The sequence below is a fragment of the Candidatus Mancarchaeum acidiphilum genome, assembly GCF_002214165.1.
GTDB lineage: Archaea > Micrarchaeota > Micrarchaeia > Micrarchaeales > Micrarchaeaceae > Mancarchaeum > Mancarchaeum acidiphilum.
This window is the reverse complement of the sequence record NZ_CP019964.1, coordinates 251,170-269,038: the sequence shown is the minus strand read 5'-3', so window position 1 is coordinate 269,038 and position 17,869 is coordinate 251,170. Positions and strand designations below refer to the sequence as shown.

20 protein-coding genes are annotated in these 17,869 nt (G+C 39.1%); 12 read left to right on the top strand and 8 right to left on the bottom strand.

All coding sequences use genetic code 11. The features are described 5' to 3' along the window. Positions 1–32: 32 nt before the first annotated feature. Positions 33–1,460, bottom strand: coding sequence for a D-glyceraldehyde dehydrogenase (locus tag Mia14_RS01460; protein ID WP_088819789.1), 1,428 nt, complete (start codon positions 1,458–1,460; stop codon positions 33–35). A gap of 164 nt (positions 1,461–1,624) precedes the next feature. On the opposite strand from Mia14_RS01460, the gene Mia14_RS01455 reads away from it, so the two are divergent. From Mia14_RS01455 to Mia14_RS01440, 4 genes are all read left to right on the top strand, one after another. Further along, complete coding sequence (locus Mia14_RS01455) at positions 1,625–2,176, top strand: class I SAM-dependent methyltransferase (RefSeq protein ID WP_088819788.1); 552 nt, start codon at positions 1,625–1,627, stop codon at positions 2,174–2,176. 12 nt (positions 2,177–2,188) lie between these two features. Next, positions 2,189–2,446, top strand: coding sequence for a hypothetical protein (locus tag Mia14_RS01450; protein WP_088819787.1), 258 nt, complete (start codon positions 2,189–2,191; stop codon positions 2,444–2,446). Between the two features lie 72 nt (positions 2,447–2,518). Then, entirely contained in the window at positions 2,519–2,983 is a 465-nt protein-coding gene (locus Mia14_RS01445) for a hypothetical protein (RefSeq protein ID WP_088819786.1), read from the top strand. Positions 2,984–2,987: 4 nt separating this feature from the next. Beyond that, positions 2,988–3,272 carry a hypothetical protein gene (locus Mia14_RS01440; RefSeq protein WP_088819785.1) on the top strand — a complete coding sequence of 95 codons (285 nt, stop codon included), beginning with the start codon at positions 2,988–2,990 and terminating at the stop codon, positions 3,270–3,272. A 237-nt stretch (positions 3,273–3,509) separates the two neighbouring features. Here Mia14_RS01440 and Mia14_RS01435 read toward each other — a convergent pair whose 3' ends face one another. Then, positions 3,510–4,265, bottom strand: a complete 756-nt coding sequence (locus Mia14_RS01435; RefSeq protein ID WP_088819784.1) for a GTP cyclohydrolase II — start codon at positions 4,263–4,265, stop codon at positions 3,510–3,512. Positions 4,266–4,405: 140 nt separating this feature from the next. After that, positions 4,406–4,855, bottom strand: coding sequence for a hypothetical protein (locus Mia14_RS01430; protein WP_088819783.1), 450 nt, complete (start codon positions 4,853–4,855; stop codon positions 4,406–4,408). A gap of 81 nt (positions 4,856–4,936) precedes the next feature. Between Mia14_RS01430 and Mia14_RS01425 the strand changes: the two genes are divergently transcribed. From Mia14_RS01425 to agl3, 4 genes are all read left to right on the top strand, one after another. After that, on the top strand, positions 4,937–5,536 hold the full coding sequence (locus tag Mia14_RS01425; protein ID WP_088819782.1) for a class IV adenylate cyclase: 600 nt from the start codon (positions 4,937–4,939) through the stop codon (positions 5,534–5,536). A 120-nt stretch (positions 5,537–5,656) separates the two neighbouring features. Beyond that, entirely contained in the window at positions 5,657–6,898 is a 1,242-nt protein-coding gene (locus Mia14_RS01420) for an FHA domain-containing protein (RefSeq protein WP_088819781.1), read from the top strand. A gap of 99 nt (positions 6,899–6,997) precedes the next feature. After that, the gene (locus Mia14_RS01415; protein WP_088819780.1) at positions 6,998–7,606 is read left to right on the top strand and encodes a hypothetical protein; all 609 of its coding nucleotides are present in this window, start codon (positions 6,998–7,000) and stop codon (positions 7,604–7,606) included. A 107-nt stretch (positions 7,607–7,713) separates the two neighbouring features. Then, the gene (gene agl3 / locus Mia14_RS01410; protein WP_088819779.1) at positions 7,714–8,874 is read left to right on the top strand and encodes a UDP-sulfoquinovose synthase; all 1,161 of its coding nucleotides are present in this window, start codon (positions 7,714–7,716) and stop codon (positions 8,872–8,874) included. A gap of 7 nt (positions 8,875–8,881) precedes the next feature. Here the strand turns inward: agl3 and Mia14_RS01405 are convergent, their stop codons facing one another. Next, the gene (locus Mia14_RS01405; protein ID WP_269799412.1) at positions 8,882–9,616 is read right to left on the bottom strand and encodes a sugar phosphate nucleotidyltransferase; all 735 of its coding nucleotides are present in this window, start codon (positions 9,614–9,616) and stop codon (positions 8,882–8,884) included. A 216-nt stretch (positions 9,617–9,832) separates the two neighbouring features. Here Mia14_RS01405 and Mia14_RS01400 point away from each other — a divergent pair, with 216 nt between their 5' ends. After that, positions 9,833–10,369, top strand: coding sequence for an HPP family protein (locus Mia14_RS01400; protein WP_088819777.1), 537 nt, complete (start codon positions 9,833–9,835; stop codon positions 10,367–10,369). Positions 10,370–10,378: 9 nt separating this feature from the next. On the opposite strand, the gene Mia14_RS01395 is transcribed toward Mia14_RS01400, so the two are convergent. Continuing rightward, on the bottom strand, positions 10,379–11,245 hold the full coding sequence (locus Mia14_RS01395) for a hypothetical protein (RefSeq protein WP_088819776.1): 867 nt from the start codon (positions 11,243–11,245) through the stop codon (positions 10,379–10,381). 55 nt (positions 11,246–11,300) lie between these two features. Further along, a complete protein-coding gene (locus tag Mia14_RS01390; protein WP_088819775.1) occupies positions 11,301–11,876 on the bottom strand; it encodes a cob(I)yrinic acid a,c-diamide adenosyltransferase in 576 nt (191 codons plus the stop codon). A 390-nt stretch (positions 11,877–12,266) separates the two neighbouring features. Between Mia14_RS01390 and Mia14_RS01385 the strand changes: the two genes are divergently transcribed. The 3 genes from Mia14_RS01385 to Mia14_RS01375 are packed head-to-tail and all read left to right on the top strand — an operon-like array spanning position 12,267 to position 14,868. After that, positions 12,267–13,307, top strand: coding sequence for a hydroxymethylglutaryl-CoA synthase family protein (locus Mia14_RS01385; protein ID WP_088819774.1), 1,041 nt, complete (start codon positions 12,267–12,269; stop codon positions 13,305–13,307). Positions 13,308–13,311: 4 nt separating this feature from the next. Further along, the gene (locus tag Mia14_RS01380; protein WP_088819773.1) at positions 13,312–14,475 is read left to right on the top strand and encodes a thiolase domain-containing protein; all 1,164 of its coding nucleotides are present in this window, start codon (positions 13,312–13,314) and stop codon (positions 14,473–14,475) included. After that, the gene (locus Mia14_RS01375; RefSeq protein WP_088819772.1) at positions 14,476–14,868 is read left to right on the top strand and encodes a Zn-ribbon domain-containing OB-fold protein; all 393 of its coding nucleotides are present in this window, start codon (positions 14,476–14,478) and stop codon (positions 14,866–14,868) included. On the opposite strand, the gene Mia14_RS01370 is transcribed toward Mia14_RS01375, so the two are convergent. Beyond that, positions 14,865–17,324 (bottom strand): DNA-directed DNA polymerase, encoded by a 2,460-nt coding sequence (locus tag Mia14_RS01370; RefSeq protein WP_198539385.1) that lies wholly within the window; start codon positions 17,322–17,324, stop codon positions 14,865–14,867. The two genes, Mia14_RS01375 and Mia14_RS01370, sit on opposite strands and share 4 nt — an antisense overlap. A gap of 76 nt (positions 17,325–17,400) precedes the next feature. Beyond that, positions 17,401–17,835 (bottom strand): hypothetical protein, encoded by a 435-nt coding sequence (locus Mia14_RS01365; protein WP_088819770.1) that lies wholly within the window; start codon positions 17,833–17,835, stop codon positions 17,401–17,403. Positions 17,836–17,869: the final 34 nt, after the last annotated feature.

Sequence of the window (17,869 nt, the reverse complement as noted above, 5' to 3'; positions counted from 1 at the left end):
TTTCCTATTTTTGTTTTAAGGGTTTTTGTTTCTCAATATTCTATATAAACGTTCTTTAGCTTTAGGTACTCTGCAATTCCATACTTGCTTCCTTCTCCTGCTTGACCTGTCAGCCTGAATCCTGTATGGTATCCTTGGGACGCTTCAGGGCCCGGCATATTGATATAAAGTTCTCCAAAGCGCACCGCTTCTGCTGCCTTGTTCGCAAGCTTGAAGTCCTTGGTAAACAGGTATGACGCAAGCCCGTATTTGGAATCGTTGGCTTTCTCAAGCATCTCGTCGAATGAGGATACCTTTGCCGCTCCTATGACCGGGCCAAATACCTCTTCTTGGAAGAGCTTGGATTCTTGGCTGACTCCTGTAACTATGGTTGGCTCGTAGAAGTACCCCTCCTTTAGCTCTTTTGAAAGCTTTGGCTTTCCACCTCCCGTTATTACCTTGCCTCCTTCCGCTTTGGCTTCATCTACGTACTTTGACATATTGGCAAGCGCTGCCTTGTTTATCAATGGCCCCATCTTTGCTTTCTCCGGATCCCCCACTGTAAGCTTCCTTGAAGCTTCTGCAATCATCTTCATGAACTTGTCGAATACCCTTTCGTGAACGTAAAGCCTTTCAGCAGCAATGCATGACTGCCCTGAATTAGAATATTTTGCCCACATGAATACTTTTAGTGCTGTATTCAAATCTGCATCTTCCCATACCATGAAAGGCGCCTTACCTCCAAGCTCCAATATTAGCTTTGCCATGTTTGAGGATGCCTTCTCCATTATCCTCTGCCCTGTAAATGTTGATCCTGTCATTGATACCAAGGACACTTTCTTGTGTGCTATGATATAATCCCCTATCTCTGATCCTTTACCTGTAACAAGATTTAGAACACCTTTTGGGATCCCTGCCTTTAAGAACATCTTTACCAAGAATTCTGCACTTCCTGGAGTATCACTGCTTGGCTTCAGGACTACCGAATTTCCAGTCATGAGAGCAGGTGCTATCTTCCTAGCTACCATGGCTGCTGGGAAATTCCAAGGAGTGATTGCAACAACAACCCCGTACGGCACTTTGTATTGTAATATCTTTCTGTTGGCCTTCTCGCCTTCTACTATATCGCCTGTTATCTTTCTTGCAAATTCCGCGTAGTACTGAAGCTGGTCTATCACGCCATCAACTTCCCCTACCGCTTCAGGCCTTATCTTTCCATTCTCTTTTACAAGTATATCTTCAAGCTGCTTCCTATTCTTCTCTATAAGATCCTTTGCCTTGTAAATAATCTTTGACCTGCTTACCGATCCTAATGAGTACCATTTCTCCCATGAATTATATGCCGCATCTATCGCATTATCAACATCGTCCTTGGTGGCTGCTGGGAAATTATACATCTTCTTGCCTGTAACAGGGCTAAGCTTTTCTATAGTATTGCCGCTGCTTGAACTACACCATGAGCCATTTATAAAGAGTTTCATGTTTTCCACCAGTTATAATTTGATTTAAATTTATTTATTTGTATGCAACTTTTTCAAGAATCTGTCCATTGCTTTCCCCTTAACTTATTGCAGTTTAATAGAAAAAGCAACAAGTGGCACAGAAGATTAATGAATTTTTATATTTCACTTAATTACGTGGAAGCATGGTAAGGGATATAAGGGACCTTTATAATACATATTGGAGGCAGGAATCTATCAGACTTAAGGAAGATGCCTACCATTCGATTGAATTCAGCACCACGCTTATGTTTCTAAGTAAATACCTTCCGAAAGGCGGATTGATACTTGATGCTGGAGGGGGAACTGGAGTATACACAATGGAATTGGCCAAGAAAGGCCACGATGTAGTCCTCCTTGATTTATCAAAAGAGAATATCGATGAGGCAAAAAAAGAGATAACGAAGCTGAAGGAAAAAAGAAGGGTTAAAGACACTATAGTTGGAGATATAACAGATCTCTCAAGATTCAAGGATTCCACATTTGATGCAGTATTGTGCCTTGGAGGCCCTATATCTTTGGTATACGGAAAATCAAATAGAAGGAAAGCGATGTCTGAATTGGTAAGGGTCGCAAAACCTGGCGCCCCTATATTTATATCCGTGATGAACAGATATGGATACGCATTATTAGCGCCTAGAGGTTGGCCTAAAGAGATAGCTACAACCAATTTCGTAAATGCTTTAACCAAAGGCTAGGATAAGCTTTGGATGGGGAAATACTACTGCCATTGGTTCTCCCCAGAAGAACTTGTACATGAATTCAAAATTGCATCTAAGAAAGCGAAATTCCTTGAGCTCTCCGCACTTGAAGGCCTGGCAACACCTTCAATTGAAGAGATAAACAATATTTCAAAAGACAGAAAAGCGTGGAAAAATTGGTTATCTGTGCATTATAAGCTTTGCACTAAGTCAGAAGTTGTTGGAGTTAGCATACACATCCTTCTTATAGGTAGAAAATCCAAATAATACGACACAGAAATTGCTTTATCTAATGGCAAAGCTTATATTTTTATAAAGCGTTAAATAATCGGCGTTTGAATGGAAAACGAAAATGTTGTTGGATATATAGACAATTTAGTTTCATTTGGGATAATAGCACCTAAAAGGAAAAGCGTGATTATCACTAACCAAAGGCTGCTTATACTGGATGCAAATAGCACATCTTCAGCTGCGGCTTCTGTTGGTTTTTCTTATTTATTTGGTGCTTTTGGCAGAGGGGCAGCAAATAGGATAGCAAAAGATGATGTATTGGATAAGACAAAGGCATTATCACAGGAGGACCTTGATACTGCATTGAAATCCAATTCTGAGAATGTCGCTATTGACAATTCCAATATTGATAGCATCAGGATAAGCAGAAAGAACATCGAGATAAAAGCGCAAGGTAAGACCTTCAAATATGGACTTGCCAACCCCGATGCAAAAAAGAAGGGTAAAGGAGTCTATGAAGGCTATATTCAAACCTTGCAAAACATATTTGGTAGCAAGGTCATAGCAGAGTAATTTCATGAAACAAAGGGACCTGCCAAGCAATAGGAAGGCCAGCTTTATATGGATCTTAGTATCAGCAATACCCTTTGATATTGGATCCGTTATAGCAATTCTGTGGGTGCTTTCATCCACAAATAAGAACAAGGCATATTCATTACTATATTTGATTCCTGTAATTGGTCCTATAATATCTTACGTCCTGACAGAATCAAAGGATGAATATTTATCTTCAATGGCAGGTTGGGTGTTCTTGGGCCAGATTTTGGGGGGCATAATATTGGAGGTACTGATTGCATTATAGATACTTGGATCAAAAAATAATATCAACTTTATAAAAATGGAATATTTGAAGGACACTAAAAAGAGCTTAAATTTGAATATTACAAAGGAGAGCTAAATGGTTATGAAAAAGAGCTGCTGCAAAAGCTTTATGACCACGAATACTCAAAGGATGAATTTAAACTTGGAAAGAACTTTACGGATTATGAAATCAGCCTTTGATGGTATTATGCGCATAAGCTTATGTGCATCTTTTAATTTACTTTAGGTCTTTGCTGGTTATATTGTGGCCAAGTATTTTTGCCTTTGCCTTTAAGCTGTCTTTTACTATCTTGCTCTTTGGCTTTACATGTATTCCTTCAGGCTCTACTTTAATCCCATATTTCCTGAGCTCTTCTATCTTCTTTGGGTTGTTTGTCATCAACCTTACGGATTTGATTCCGAGGAACTTTATAATCTCGGCAGCCACAAGCAGCGACCTGTTTTCCGGCTTATACCCAAGCATCGTATAAGCTTCGTAAGCGGTTATCGGCTTGCCTTTTTTGTCTTTTGCCCCTACCACCTTGTTTCCTTTCCACACAAGGGATTTTGAATAAGCCTTTATCTTTGGGGCTATCCCATTTCCAGCTCCTTCTTGGTTTAAATATATTATCATGCCGCTTTTGTTCTTGCTTATCCTTTTCATTGCCTCGTCAAGTTCCTCCCTGCATTCACAGTTTATTGCATGGAATAGCTCGCTGGTCCCACAGGATGAGTGCACTCTTACAAGCATGCCCTCCTTCTTTATGCTCTTTTTGGCATCACCGTATACAACCGCATTATGGAATTCGCCTGTTGTGTAGTCTCCAAAAACCATATACGTAAAATAGCCGTATTCTGTTGGCAGTGGCGCACTCGCCAGCAGCTTTACAATCTTGCCATGGCTCTTTGACAATGCCTTCTCTCTTTCTTCCCTAAGCTTCCATGGTTCCTCCCATCTTTCATCTAAGATTTTAGACAATTCCGATTGCTTCACAAAAGCACCATATTAATTTGAACGCCTGATTATTATTTCTTTGGCAAACCTCTGCCAAACTTCATGTCTCTACTTAATTGTTCAACTTGCACTTTGGCTCTACATAAAAAATAAAAAATTGCAAAGTTACAACAACATTATCATATTAATCTGTTATTATCTTTGTCGGTATGAAGCATCTGGGTTGTGCCGAATCTTTGCCCTACCATGTTGCGTATTTGTGATTCAAACTTCTGGCTAGGTGACTGATATGTATTTGGATTATAACCGCCGGCTGCCTCAAATTTCATCCAGCTGGCCTGATGATCATTAGCTGAAAGGATCTTTATTACAAGCTTGTTCGAGAATACTTCAGGGCCAGCTTTATAAGAATATGTGATTGTCTTGCTATTGCCATCTGAGCTTTCGAGTTTTATGTCTCTTATGGAATCTGCAAGCATACCAACTAAACGCCCGGCAGCTCCGGAACTCGCATTATTCATCTGCATACTCTGGTAACCATCATTTGTAAGGAAATCAAAAACCTCATCAGGGGTTGCAGTTATTGCTGGGCCTTCAATCTTGCTCTTTAAATCTCCTAAAATTCCCATGCTATCACTATATAATATTTTATTTATAAATTTATAAAGCTTGTGTAAAATGCGGTTTTACAAGCTAAAGAGGTGCTATCCATGGTAGAAGAATATACGCAGGAGGTTGAAAAGAGGGCATTGCTCGACCGCTCGGAATATAATAAGGTTAAAGGAAAGCTTGAGGAACTGGGCGCTTCCTATAATGGGATAGCCCATGTGAAAGATGTATACTTCTGCAAGAAAGATGCAAAGTCATTCTCTGAAGTAGAGATGAATGATATTGGATCATTCAGCTTAAGGCTAAGGGGGCAGAGAAATGGGAATATGGGGCCTGCTGAAGCCACTATGAATGTAAAGATAATAACAAAAGAGGGAGACCACAATTCATGGGAGGAGCATGAAACTGGAATTGAATCAATAGATGAAGCGTCAGCCATTTTCAAGGCGATAGGCTTCAAGCCCTTCTGCACTATAGAAAAGGACAGATCCAAGTATGTGCTTGATGGAACTAATATACTGCTTGAGGATATTGAGGATTTTGGCTTGGGTGTCGAAGCTGAAATAATAACTAACAAAGAGGACAGTGATGCAGCCAAGGAAAAAATAGATAAGGTTTTGGCAAAGATCGGGATAAGCAAATCAGATATAGTTGAAAAAAGCATAACTAATAGGATAATGAAGGAAAAATCCTATTTTTAAGATCATTCATTGAAAGATGCGGAACCCCTGAATTGGATCCTTAGGTAATAATATATTGCAATATGCAATTTTCCCAAAGCTTAAATATCTGAAAAGCTAAAATTTAATTAAGATGAGAATATGGTGCTGCAGGATTTGTCGGATTTAAAAGGCAATCTTAATCCAATTAATAGTAACAATATTTTAGGCAATAACAGAAATTTGAAACCGTTGCAAGCTAATAATGGAACGGCGTTTATGAAGCCAAAAAACGAGAGTAAAGTTTCTAGCAATAACTCTGCAAATAGTTATTTAAAGGCTGGAGGGGAGGCTCATGGCGCACAAGCCAGCATAACGATGCAGGAGCTCGCCACGAGCCAGAAAAAGGCTTTGGATTTCATAAAAGCTAATGGATGGGAAGGAATGACCTTTCCGGATATCCATTGGATACAATTTGAAAAAGGCAGTTACAAGCTAAAGGATGAAGATGGCTATACAAACAAAACATATAAGATATTCGTCCAGCCTGATTTAAAGCATTTTGGAGAAGCGATTGAATATACTGCAGTGGCATTGGATAAGATTATTAGAAACCATAGTTTATCTGGTGCAATATGGAAAATTGCAAAGGTTAATGGTGTTTTAGGAGAGGGCTTTGGTGAAAGTGAACTCAGAAAACCTACCTTAGAGAAGATTGTGATTTATGCTAATTCGCAGGAGGATATGGAGGAAATTGTCAGGTCCCTCAATTCCCAGTTTGGTGAAAAGGCATTTGATTATGGAACTGAAAGAGACTTAAATGCATACGGCCCATCAAATGGGGCTAAATTTACATACGGCATAAGCCCATTGGTCCATGTAAGGCTTGGGGGTGCAGGACATCATAATAACCTTTATTACTCAAGGCAGATTAAAGGGGAAAATACAAGCAAGCCCCAGGATGAATGGGCAATTAAGCCAGAAATAATTGACGAATTAAGGAAGGATGCCTCAAGATTCAATATGGAAAAAGCGCCTAAATTTAAAAGTGTTAATCAGAAGATAAATCTCCATAATTCTGAAATCACTTTAAATCCTTCACATGGCACTATAGATTTGTATTTAGCTGGCGAAAAGCATCTGCAGATAGTTAAAACAAGGAATTGGAATGTCCCTTACTTATTGATAGATCCGGCCAAACTTGATGTTGCAAATGAAAGAGGATTCAAGACAATAAGGGAGGACAAGGAAATACATATAGGCAGAGACCCTCAGATAAATGCAGGGAGGTTTGAATTTCCAGATACCATTTCAAGAGACCATTTAACAATTGTATTGCATAATGGGAAGATCACAATAAAGGATATCTCATCAAATGGCACTGTTATCTTATTGAACAAGTAAGCTTAAACAGGATTGGCAGAGACACCCAATGATTTCCTTTTTATATTAAGCTCTTAAATATTTCTTTATCGCAATTGCAATATATGCTGCAGTGGTAAAATGGCCTTGTATCCAAAATTGAATTTTACGTATTCTTACATATATGACAGCACTTTCGCCCAATTGGAAAGCAAGGAATATATCTCCATAAAAGATAGCAGATTAGCCGGTTATATAGATAGCATAGAAAAGGAGCTTTCCTATTTTGATAAAAAAGTTTTCGATAATTTTCAAAAGTTTTCTGGATTAAAATGGCAAAAGCCTTATATAGATGTTTATATATCCAAATATGCACCTTACTCTTTATCGGTTCCACTTACAATAAAAATTTACAAAGATGCAAAGGTTGCTACCGCAATACTGGTACATGAGCTTGCACATAATATTGTATTCCAAAATCAAAAGCAGGTGCTTTATAAAAAGTTATTCGCAGACTTTGATAAATATAGTGCAGAGACAAAGTATCATATAATAGAAGGATCTATCTTGTATCTTCTAAATAAAGACCTGTTTCATGATGGGCTTGGAGGTTTCTTCAGATATGACAATTGGATATCGCCTAAAGCAGGAATTGCTTACAGGGATGCAATATCCATAGTGCTCAGGGAAGGTTCCGAAAACATAATAAAAAGATACATAAAAAAAATAGATAGTTGCCTGCAGCAATGAATATTGCTTATTCTTTTATATTTTTAGTTATCCTATTTATAAAAGGCAGCCAAATTTACTTTGTAGTGGGATTTGCCTAGGTGAGTTAATTTTGCTTTGGTGCTTAAATGAAAATAATGATATTGGGAATTGACGGCTACATAGGTTGGGCTTTAGGGTTAAGGCTGATTGCAAATGGGCATGATGTTATAGGGGTCGATAACTTCTACACGCGCAAAGCGGTGCGTGAGGTAGGGTCCGATTCTGCGCTACCTTTGCCTTCGATGGAAACCAGGATAAAAGAAGCAAAGAAAGTCTTTGGAAAAGAGATTCAATTCTATAATTTAGATATAAAGAACTTTGCAAAAATCTCAGAGCTTATAAAGAGGTACAAGCCGGATGCGATAGTAGATTTTGCAGAGCAAAGATCTGCACCTTATTCGATGGTGGATGCAGAACATGCAATATATACGATGCACAACAATATAGAGGGAACTATAAATGTGCTCTATGCGATAAAACAGTTTAGCCCAGATACGCACTTAGTAAAAATGGGGACAATGGGCGAATATGGAACTCCTAAATTTGATATACCTGAATCTGCATTTGTCAATACAAGCATAAACGGCAAGGAAGACCTTATAACCGTGCCTAAGTGGGGAGGATCGTGGTACCATTGGTCAAAGGTGCACGATACTAATGATATACTTTTTGCCAACAAAATCTGGGGCATAACCGCTACAGATATAATGCAAGGGCCTGTTTATGGCACAAGGACAAAAGAGATAGTTAACAAGAAACTGTTTACAAGGTTGGATTTTGATGGTGTATGGGGAACGGTGATAAACAGATACTGTGTTGAAGCGATCCTCGGAATGCCTTTAACGCCTTATGGGAAGGGCGGACAGACAAGAGCATTCCTTTCTTTGGAAGATAGTGTCGAATCGCTAAAAAGGCTTATAGAGAATCCCCCCAATAAAGGAGAATATAGAGTTGTAAACCAGTTCACTGAAATTTATACGGTAATGGAGCTTGCTAATGAGGTAAAGGCGATTGCGGAAAAGCTAGGCATAAATGCCGAAATAAAGCCTATAGAAAACCCTAGGGTAGAGGCTGAGCAACACTATTACAATCCTGAAAGAAATGTCTTGCCTAAGCTCGGCATATTGAAGCCATCCAGAACTTTGCCGGATGAAGTTTATGCAATTCTTTCAGATCTGAAAAATTATAGGAAAAGACTTGAAAAATACAGGGATGTATTAATGCCAAAGGTAAAATGGAGAGACTGAACAATTATTACTTTTCGAAAGTGTATTTCAATGTTTCATAGTAGCTTTGCGGGTCTCCTATATTAAGCCATATCTCATCATTATTGAGAACCATCCCATAAACCTTGTAATTGTTTTTGATAAGCCAGGATATACCATCAGTAAGCTCAAGGGACTCACCGCTGCTCGCCTTCTCAAGCGCCTCAAATATTTTGGGGGTAAATATGTAAGATGCGACAATTGCCATGTCAGACTTAGGGCTGCTTGGCTTCTCCTCTGCGCCTTTTATTTTATAAACTTTGTGACCTTCTATTTCTGATTCGTCGTTAACCTCCACTATCCCATATCTTTGGGGATTAGGTACTTTCCTTAAGATCAGCAAAGCCTCCGGATTTACTTTTTCAAATACCTTAATCGCTGAATCATATCCACTGCTCAGTATCCCATCTTCAGCATTCAATATAAAAGGATCTTTTTCGGAGAAACCTTTTGCCATCAGCACTGCATGGCCAAAGCCATGCCTTTCATTTTGGTAGAACAGCGAAATGCCATTTCCTTCGAGGTGCTTTATAAGATTGCTATCGTCCTTGTATACTACAGCTCCAATGTCCTTTATCCCGATTTGCCTAAAATTTCTTGCCAATTCGTCTATTATAGGGGCGACTTCAATTTTGCCATCTGCCTTTGAAAATATAGGCACAAGGGCTTTGGCACAAACCTTCGTAAATGGAGCCATTCTCGTGCCCATTCCCGCAGCTGTTATGAGAGCTTTACTGATAACTATAGTATCACCTAATGCATCAAATTCTTACATATATAAAGCACGAAATGTATAATACATTTACTTTTTAAATGCAAATGTATAGAGGTTATAAATCAGCATTTGCCCTTAGGAAAATATGATATTGGTTTTTGTCAGATATGCACTTGTTGATACCAATCAAATAAATAAATGTAAGTCTCTAATCTATTGATTAGGATGGTGCAGCGGGCAAGGAGGAAGGAGAATTCAAGCAAAAGGCTCAAAAGAAGACTGACCCCCGCAGTGCTTGCTGGCGCAACCCTCGCTATATTGGTGCTCCTGCTCGAATATTTCAGGATAGATCTTCTTTATGGAATTGGAACTTCGGCAATAATATTTACTTCGTTTGCAAGCAGCATATTCATAATGTTCATAACGCCAAATTCAAGGGCAGCAAAGGCCGGCAAGTTTGTAAAGAGCTATCTGCTTGCGGCAATTGTTGGCTATATCGGGGGATTTGCAACAATCATACTTCCATTGTTTGTAGTTGCAGGAATAGTGATATTTGTATTGATAGTGCTTATGATATTGACTTATAGCGAGCATCCACCAGCTGCAGCAATAGCCTTTGCATTTGTATTATCGCATATTGGGTTGGCAGGGATAGCAATAATAATTATTGGCATAGCAATTGTATTGGCGCTTAGATTTTTCCTTGAGAAAAGCATCTTTGAGTTTGAGCGCAAAATAGAAAAAATTGAAAAGGACCTATAAATTGAGGTGTTATTTGACAAGGTTCTCTTGCTGTATTGCATAGACCAGGGCATTATATATTTCATCATTGGTTGGATCTATTAGTCTTTTAGACCCTAACAGTTCAATTTGGCTTGTTTTTCCTCTCTTATAGTAACGGTAATCATAATCAAATCCCTTCTTTATTCCATCCTCATAAATACTTTTGTCAAATCTCATATCTACATCGCTTATATCATTATGGAATATATCAATGTCTACCAGGTAATTGTATTTGCCGGATAAGCTGCCATCATTTACGCTGAAAGACAATTGAATCTCGTTGATAGGAGAAATCCCACCGCCAAAAAATTCAGAATTTTCAACGAACTCTACATTTTCTTCTTGATCCAATTTTATAAATTCTAATGAATTTATAGAGTTTTCAATTACAAGGTATGAGCTTTTGCCTATTTTCTTAATGCCATAACTAAAAATTCCACTGTAACCCGCGTAGTCATCGAGCATTTTTTTCTCTTCCTCTGAAAGTTTTTTGTCGGACAATATTTTATCTTCTATGTCGTTTATCCTGCTTATGTCAAAATCAAAATTTTCTGTCTTAGTGCTATTGCTATCAGACCTTATCATATTGTAAAGCGAAATGGAATTCTCTTTCTTATTAAGCTTATCCATAAAAGAAGTTAGCCGCAGTTTTGCAGAAACATCCTTTTTGGCATCCAAATTGCCCTCTATATCCGTTTCATATTCTATTTTTCTTATGGATTTATGGATAGCTTCATTTTCGAGAACCGCCCAATTAATGAATTTGTCAACATTCATCGATTTTTTGCTTAGAAAAAGCTTTTCGGCCGAATTATTCTCCAGCCTGATGCTACCTTCTTTGCTATTAGTGACCATATAATCAGTTATAAGTTCGATAATATTTATTTATTTCTAAACCTGTTGCATTGATTCAGTATTTTGGAGGAATTGGTTGGCTTCCCTTCTTGTGATTTATGTAAAGCTCTAATACAAACAGCAGTGAAGACAGTCTGTTTACATATGAAAATATACTGCGGTTTATTATTGAATTATAATCAAATTTCTTTGCTATCGATCTTTCGCATCTTCTGCATAATGTCCTTGCCTCATCTGTCAATGCTCCCTGTATGCTTCCTCCAGGTAGAACAAAAGTTTTAAGATCTGGGAATTTTGAAGACAAAATGCTGATATTGGATTCGAGCTCTTTTGTATCGGATTCTGAAATTAAATTCTTTGGCTTGAAAATTGGATTTACTGTGCTTATGAACTCGGCATTTATCGAGAAGATCTTGTTCTGCACTTTCAACAGCATTTCCTTTATATTAATATCGTCAAGCTCATAGATGCTATCCGAATCTGAATTTATAAATGCCATAAGTGTGCCTAATTTAGAGTTTAACTCATCCAAATTTCCGATTATTTCTAAAAGGCTATCGGATTTGCTTAAACTTGAGCCTCCAATGGTTGAGATTTCATTATCCCCTAAACCTGTATAATATTTCGGCATTTTATCAAAACTGCTTATTTTTAGTTATTCTTTAAAGTTTTGCATAAAGTTATTTATTGCTCTAAATTTATATTGTAGGTGGTAACATAGTAAAGAAAGACGGAGATTATTTTCAATGTGAGATATGCAAACTGCATTATGTGGATAAATCAGATGCATAAAAATGCCAGCAATGGTGCAGCAGCCACGATTCTTGTAACCTTAAGGTAGCCTCAAAATCTATAGAAGCAATAAAAACAAGTTAACCTAATTTTTATCGTAAATTTGTTCTAGTTTTATGGTTTTATATTGAAGATTGCATCTAAATAATTGACGAATTACAATTCGCCAAATGTCTAATACTGCCTTATCAAGTATAAATTGAAAGCAATAATTAGATATGATGTTTATATGGCTAGCATAGTCAGTTACGGTACTTATATACCAAAGAGCAAAATAAGGATAACGGATATAGCTGCATCCTGGAATGCATCTGGAAGCGAGATGGAAAAATCAACAGGAATGATCGAAAAGGCGTTTGCATCAGAAGATGAAGACCTGCTTACGATGTCATTTGAATCTGCGAATGCTGCTATTGATTCTTTTCACGATAAAGGAAATGGAGACATAGACGGGATTTTAATAGGGTTTGACTCAGATGTTGAAAAAGGTATGGAGATCTCTCCTGCTCTTATAAGTGCGCTTAATCTGGACAATGGCATTTTGGCTTCCGATATAGGCCCATCGCATAAATCCGCAACAACAAGCATAATCCTAATGGATGGGTTGATTGATTCTGGATTGGTAAAGTCCGGATTGGTTGTTGCAGCGGGAAACCTTATTGGAAAAGAAGGCGAAGCTAGCGGATACAGAGGATCATCAGCGAGCAATTCGTTCATATTATCAAAATCAGATGAAGGAATTGCAGATATCTTGGGATTTTACTCGTTCAACTCTGATGTCAAGGATGAATGGTCCATAAAGTCCGGAGAAAAGATGCTTAGTTTTTCATCTGGCAGATTTGGCTCGCAATTGGGATATGCAAACCATATATCAAAGGCGGTTTCGGGATTATTTGGCAAGCTTGGGCTTAAAGCTTCGGACTTCAAGCAAGTAATATTCAGCCAAGCGAACACTGGACAGATGCTTAACACTGCAAAGCAGCTTGGCTTTACCTCGGAGCAGCTTGAAGCAAATTCGATATTGAAGAACACAGGAGATTCGGGATCTACCGCGGAGATGGTTGCACTTGCAAATGCCTTGGAGTCATCCGATTCGGGTGACCTTATATTATTGTCTTCTTATTCGCAGGGATTTGGAAGCGATGCTATAGCTATAAAGGTAAACAAAAAGTCAAATCCAAAGAATAGTGTAAGAAGCATGCTTGATGGTGGCAGGTACCTTAATTATTTTGATTACTTAAAGAGCAGAAAGGCAAGGATTGAATGGTGATTTATTGAGAAAGGTTGCTATAGTTGGAGTAGGGTTGACAAAGTTCGGTGAGAGGTACGATGCAAGCTTAAGGAATCTTGTATCCGAAGCAGGCATTGCCTCCTTCCAAGATGCAGGCATGTCAAACAAGGACATAGATGCGCTTTATGTTGGTAATATGGCATCTGGAAGACTTACCGAGCAGGAGCATGTGGGAGCATTGGTTGCCGATGAACTGGCACTTTCAAACGTGCCCGCATTGAAAGTCGAAAACGCATGCGCAAGCGGAGGGACGGCATTCAGGCAGGCTTATATTGCAGTTGCAAGCGGCATGCACGACAGGGTAATGGCATTGGGAATAGAGAAGATGACAGATGTTTCGACTTCGGAAGCAACTACTGGGTTGGGTGGGGCCGGAGACAAAAGCTGGGAGCTGGATGACGGGATAACTTTTCCAGGATTATATGCGCTGATGGCAAGAAGGCACATGCATGACTACGGAACAACAGAGGAGCAGATGGCGTCTGTAGCAGTTAAGAACCATGCCAATGCTTACAAGAACAAGTATGCGCACTTTCACAAGATCATAAGCATAGACGATGTGATGAAATCGAAGATGATAGCCGACCCTTTGAAGCTGTACGACTGCTCCCCTATATCTGACGGATCTGCTTCGCTGATAATGGTGCCTGCTGATGATGCGAAGAAGTACACTGATACTCCCATAATAATATCCGGAAGCGCACAGGCAAGCGACACTCTTAGGCTTGCTGACAGGGATGATATAACAAGCATAAAGGCTGCAAGGATAGCAGCAGAAAAAGCTTATTCCCAAGCAAGGATAAAGCCTTCGGATGTAAATGTGGCAGAAGTTCACGACTGCTTTACTATAGCAGAGATAATGGCAATGGAGGATTTGGGATTTTACAAGAAAGGGGAGGCAGCAAAAGCAATATTTGACGGAGAAACTGGATTGAACGGAAGGATATCGGTAAACACCAGCGGTGGCTTGAAAGGCTGCGGCCATCCTGTAGGCGCTACGGGGATAAAGCAGGCAGTTGAGATTGTATGGCAGCTTAGGGGAGAAGCGGAGGGCAGGCAGGTGAGTAATGCAATGATAGGTCTTACCCACAATGTAGGGGGAAGCGGAAGCACTGCAGTGGTGAATATACTTAAAAGAGGGGATTGAATGAAAGAACCGATGTATAATTACAGGGAGGACAGCGAAAAGCTTAATTTCGTTGGCAATGAATGCAGCAAATGCCACAAGGTTTACTTCCCGAAGAGGAAAGTATGCAAGGATTGTGGAAGCACCGAGATGACCGATAAGAAACTGTCAGGTAATGGTGAAATTTACTCTTATACTCGGATAATGGTACCTCCCGAAGATTTTAGCGACAAGGTTAGCTATTACGCTGTTGTTGCGAAGCTTGATGAAGGACCAAAGGTAAGCGGCATTCTTGTGGATTCCGGAATTCTGCCTAAGATAGGGCTAAAGGTGAATCCTGTACTTAGGCTTATGAAAAAGGACAAGGAAACTGGATTACCAAGGTACCAAATGAAATTTGAGATTTTTGGTTAAAGTTTCTTCTGCGTGCCGAGGTTCTTGATGTAATCCTCATCATAGCCAAGCTCCTTCAATATCTTCAGCGTGGCTGGGAGTATCTGGTGGTTTATGTAATATTCAGGGTCATAGCTCTTTGCAAATTCCAGCAGGGAAGCCTTATCTGATATTGATGCACCGTCCTTTGTTATCACGTAAGTTATCACGGAATCCTTTAAATCGTCTTCTGTCTTCAATCCTTGGTCTATTGCTTTCTTTGCTGCTACGAGCTCTGGGGATTTGGACGTATAATTTTTTATGGACTTTCTAAGCTGCGTGATTATTGCAAATTCTTTTATTGGCATATTGCCTTCTCTTATCTTTGCTATGACATCCCGGACTATGTCTACTGCTTTCTTTGCGTCTCCTTCCTTTAGTATCTCGTTTAAAACTTTAAGCTGTGTATCGCGTGCTACCTTTGACCAGTCCCTGCGCACCAATTCGAATCCCCTAATCTTTATCTTGCCGCTTTCTGACAGCATCGCGTATTTCTTCTTTGCCCCTGTGGTGCCCTTTTGGATCTTCTTGCCTACAAATACGCCTCTTGTATAGAAATCCTCAAGCTCCAAGTTCATTCCTTCGGGCAATGTGGCATTATAATCTGAAAGGAACTTCATCGCATCGTCCTTGGTTTTATTGCCTAAAAGGAACATTATCGAATCGGTATCACCATATATTACCTTAAACCCTTTGCTTTCGGCCAAATCCTTCAGCTTGTGTATGTATTCCCTTCCGTATGCTGTGACGCTGCCAGCACATTCCCTTGAGTACCACCTAGATCTTATGTAACCCATATAACCGTAAAATGAATTTGATACTATTTTAAGCGCCTGCGACCTTGATCCAAGGAGTATGTTGTCTTTGTCCAGCTTGTAAAGCTTCTTTACTTCAGCCCTTTGGTTTATCAGTATAAGTAGTATTGTTGGCATTATACTTTTTCTAGTCTTCGAAAACTTGGTGCCTGTTGGAGATTCATATACGTCCTTGCAATAATTCTCATTGCTGCCATCGCATATGGATGAAGGGTCTATATTATGGGATATTATGATTGATGGGTATAATCCTCTAAAATCAAATATTGCAATATTTGAGTATATTCCAGGTTCGGGGGTAACCACATATGCACCTACCACCGGCTCCATGGCTCTCTTGCGTATATCCTCTGAGCTTGGCTTGTTTGGTATGAGCTCCCCGAATTCCTGTGCATATCTCATCAGCATAAATTCGACCATCTGCCCTGTTGTTGAGACAGCTATGTCTGAGAGCACATTGCCTGTAGTCCTTGTAAGCTCTATCATTATAGGTATGAATGTTTCATAGACCTTCCTGAGCGATTCCGAATCGCTTAGATTATACTTTGTAAGCTCTAAAAGATCCTCTCCTCCATTGTCCCATAACTTCCATATGTCTAATTTCTCAACATTGTGCTTTGTGTCTCCTGATACTGCATCGTATACTGTTTTTAGCTTGAAGTTGTCCAATTTAAGTATATATTCAGCCGCCCCTACAACTGCTATGAACTTTACAACCAAGTATGTGTCAACATGCACTCTCCCCGCAATCCTTACTTTCTCTGCCAGTCCATATCTTTCTATCCTTGTTTCTCTGTCCTTGTACCTTGCCATATTGAATTTTATTTTCAGCGCCTTGGCTCTGTCAAGCATGTACCTGACATCAAATGTGGCCGAGTTATAACCTGTAACTATATCTATGTCAAGCTTGTCCAACAGATTTTCAAATTCTGAAAAGAGCTGCTCTTCCTTCTCAACATATGTTACATAAGGTAGGTTTACCTTCTTTGTGGTTATGACACCATTTCCATCAGAATCATTTGAATGGTAGCTATAGCTTATCATTATCACAGGGTCAACTTCGGGCCTTGACATCCCATGAGGGTTATAAGTTTCTATATCAAAGCAAAGGTAATTCAGTTTTACCTCTGATTTCTTGTCTTCTAATGGCTCCACTTTGACCAAGTCGTCATCTTTAAGGTAAAACCTGTAATTGATAAGTGGGATTATGTTATTGTCTATTAGGTATCTCCTGCCAAATGGTATATCATATTCATAGCATCTCCCAAACTTTTTGAAAGAATCAGCAAAAGCGGATACATCTGTAGGTATATCCGTTACTACTTTAAATACGGCTGTTGGCTTTCCAAATAAAGCCTTTGTCTCTTTCTCCACTCTTGAAGGCACCTTTATCTGTCCGCCTGCTTGGGCTTTTAACTTTTTTATCTCTTCAACCCCTATTTTGGTATCAGGTATAAAGTAAAAGTAAGGAACAAATTTTTTATCATAAAACAAGTAATTCTTGCCATCTGTACCTTTTACGGAAAACCTTATCCAAGCCTTATTTTCTTCGGGAATTACGTAGTCTATATCCAGCAGCGCACCGTCGACATAATTACCATAAGGCTTTTCATTATCTTCCAATTTAATCACTTTGAAATCTGAATATAAAGATTAGATATTCAAAGTATAAAAATAATACTTTAAAAATTAGGAAGGATCATTTTGCAGATCCTTCTTCTTTGGGTTCCTCTATCTTTGTCTGACTTATGACAAGAGGTGGTATGAGCCCAAGTGAGTAAGCTATAAGAGTTCCGGTGGCACTGCACCTGAAGTTAAGGCCATTTATAATCTCTTCTGCGATGTTTACTGGAAGAGTGTGCTTGCTTTTCCACTTTGATACTGCGGCTTCTATGTTCTCGGCAGTGTCCTCTATCGTAATGTACCCGCTCAGCCCAATTGATCCAATTTCTTTTGAATTTTCTTTCTCACTATTTGAGTATGATGCTGTGAATGTGTAATCAACTTTTAGTTTTTTGTCTTCCTTTTCAACAGAATCGAAGTTTATGTTCAATTTAGGAAACCTTTGGTTTGCCAAATCTCCAACTGAATCCAACTTCCCGTCTACCTTTGATATTACAAAACCGGATATCATGTAATCACTTTACACTAAAAATAGAGAGTTAAAG

Bases quoted from the DNA above. Each gene is read 5' to 3' on its own strand.
- Mia14_RS01460 (WP_088819789.1), bottom strand. From the start codon at position 1,460: ATGAAACTCTTTATAAATGGCTCATGGTGTAGTTCAAGCAGCGGCAAT.
- Mia14_RS01455 (WP_088819788.1), top strand. From the start codon at position 1,625: ATGGTAAGGGATATAAGGGACCTTTATAATACATATTGGAGGCAGGAA.
- Mia14_RS01450 (WP_088819787.1), top strand. From the start codon at position 2,189: ATGGGGAAATACTACTGCCATTGGTTCTCCCCAGAAGAACTTGTACAT.
- Mia14_RS01445 (WP_088819786.1), top strand. From the start codon at position 2,519: ATGGAAAACGAAAATGTTGTTGGATATATAGACAATTTAGTTTCATTT.
- Mia14_RS01440 (WP_088819785.1), top strand. From the start codon at position 2,988: ATGAAACAAAGGGACCTGCCAAGCAATAGGAAGGCCAGCTTTATATGG.
- Mia14_RS01430 (WP_088819783.1), bottom strand. From the start codon at position 4,855: ATGGGAATTTTAGGAGATTTAAAGAGCAAGATTGAAGGCCCAGCAATA.
- Mia14_RS01425 (WP_088819782.1), top strand. From the start codon at position 4,937: ATGGTAGAAGAATATACGCAGGAGGTTGAAAAGAGGGCATTGCTCGAC.
- Mia14_RS01420 (WP_088819781.1), top strand. From the start codon at position 5,657: ATGGTGCTGCAGGATTTGTCGGATTTAAAAGGCAATCTTAATCCAATT.
- Mia14_RS01415 (WP_088819780.1), top strand. From the start codon at position 6,998: ATGGCCTTGTATCCAAAATTGAATTTTACGTATTCTTACATATATGAC.
- agl3 (WP_088819779.1), top strand. From the start codon at position 7,714: ATGAAAATAATGATATTGGGAATTGACGGCTACATAGGTTGGGCTTTA.
- Mia14_RS01400 (WP_088819777.1), top strand. From the start codon at position 9,833: ATGGTGCAGCGGGCAAGGAGGAAGGAGAATTCAAGCAAAAGGCTCAAA.
- Mia14_RS01395 (WP_088819776.1), bottom strand. From the start codon at position 11,245: ATGGTCACTAATAGCAAAGAAGGTAGCATCAGGCTGGAGAATAATTCG.
- Mia14_RS01390 (WP_088819775.1), bottom strand. From the start codon at position 11,876: ATGCCGAAATATTATACAGGTTTAGGGGATAATGAAATCTCAACCATT.
- Mia14_RS01385 (WP_088819774.1), top strand. From the start codon at position 12,267: ATGGCTAGCATAGTCAGTTACGGTACTTATATACCAAAGAGCAAAATA.
- Mia14_RS01375 (WP_088819772.1), top strand. From the start codon at position 14,476: ATGAAAGAACCGATGTATAATTACAGGGAGGACAGCGAAAAGCTTAAT.
- Mia14_RS01365 (WP_088819770.1), bottom strand. From the start codon at position 17,835: ATGATATCCGGTTTTGTAATATCAAAGGTAGACGGGAAGTTGGATTCA.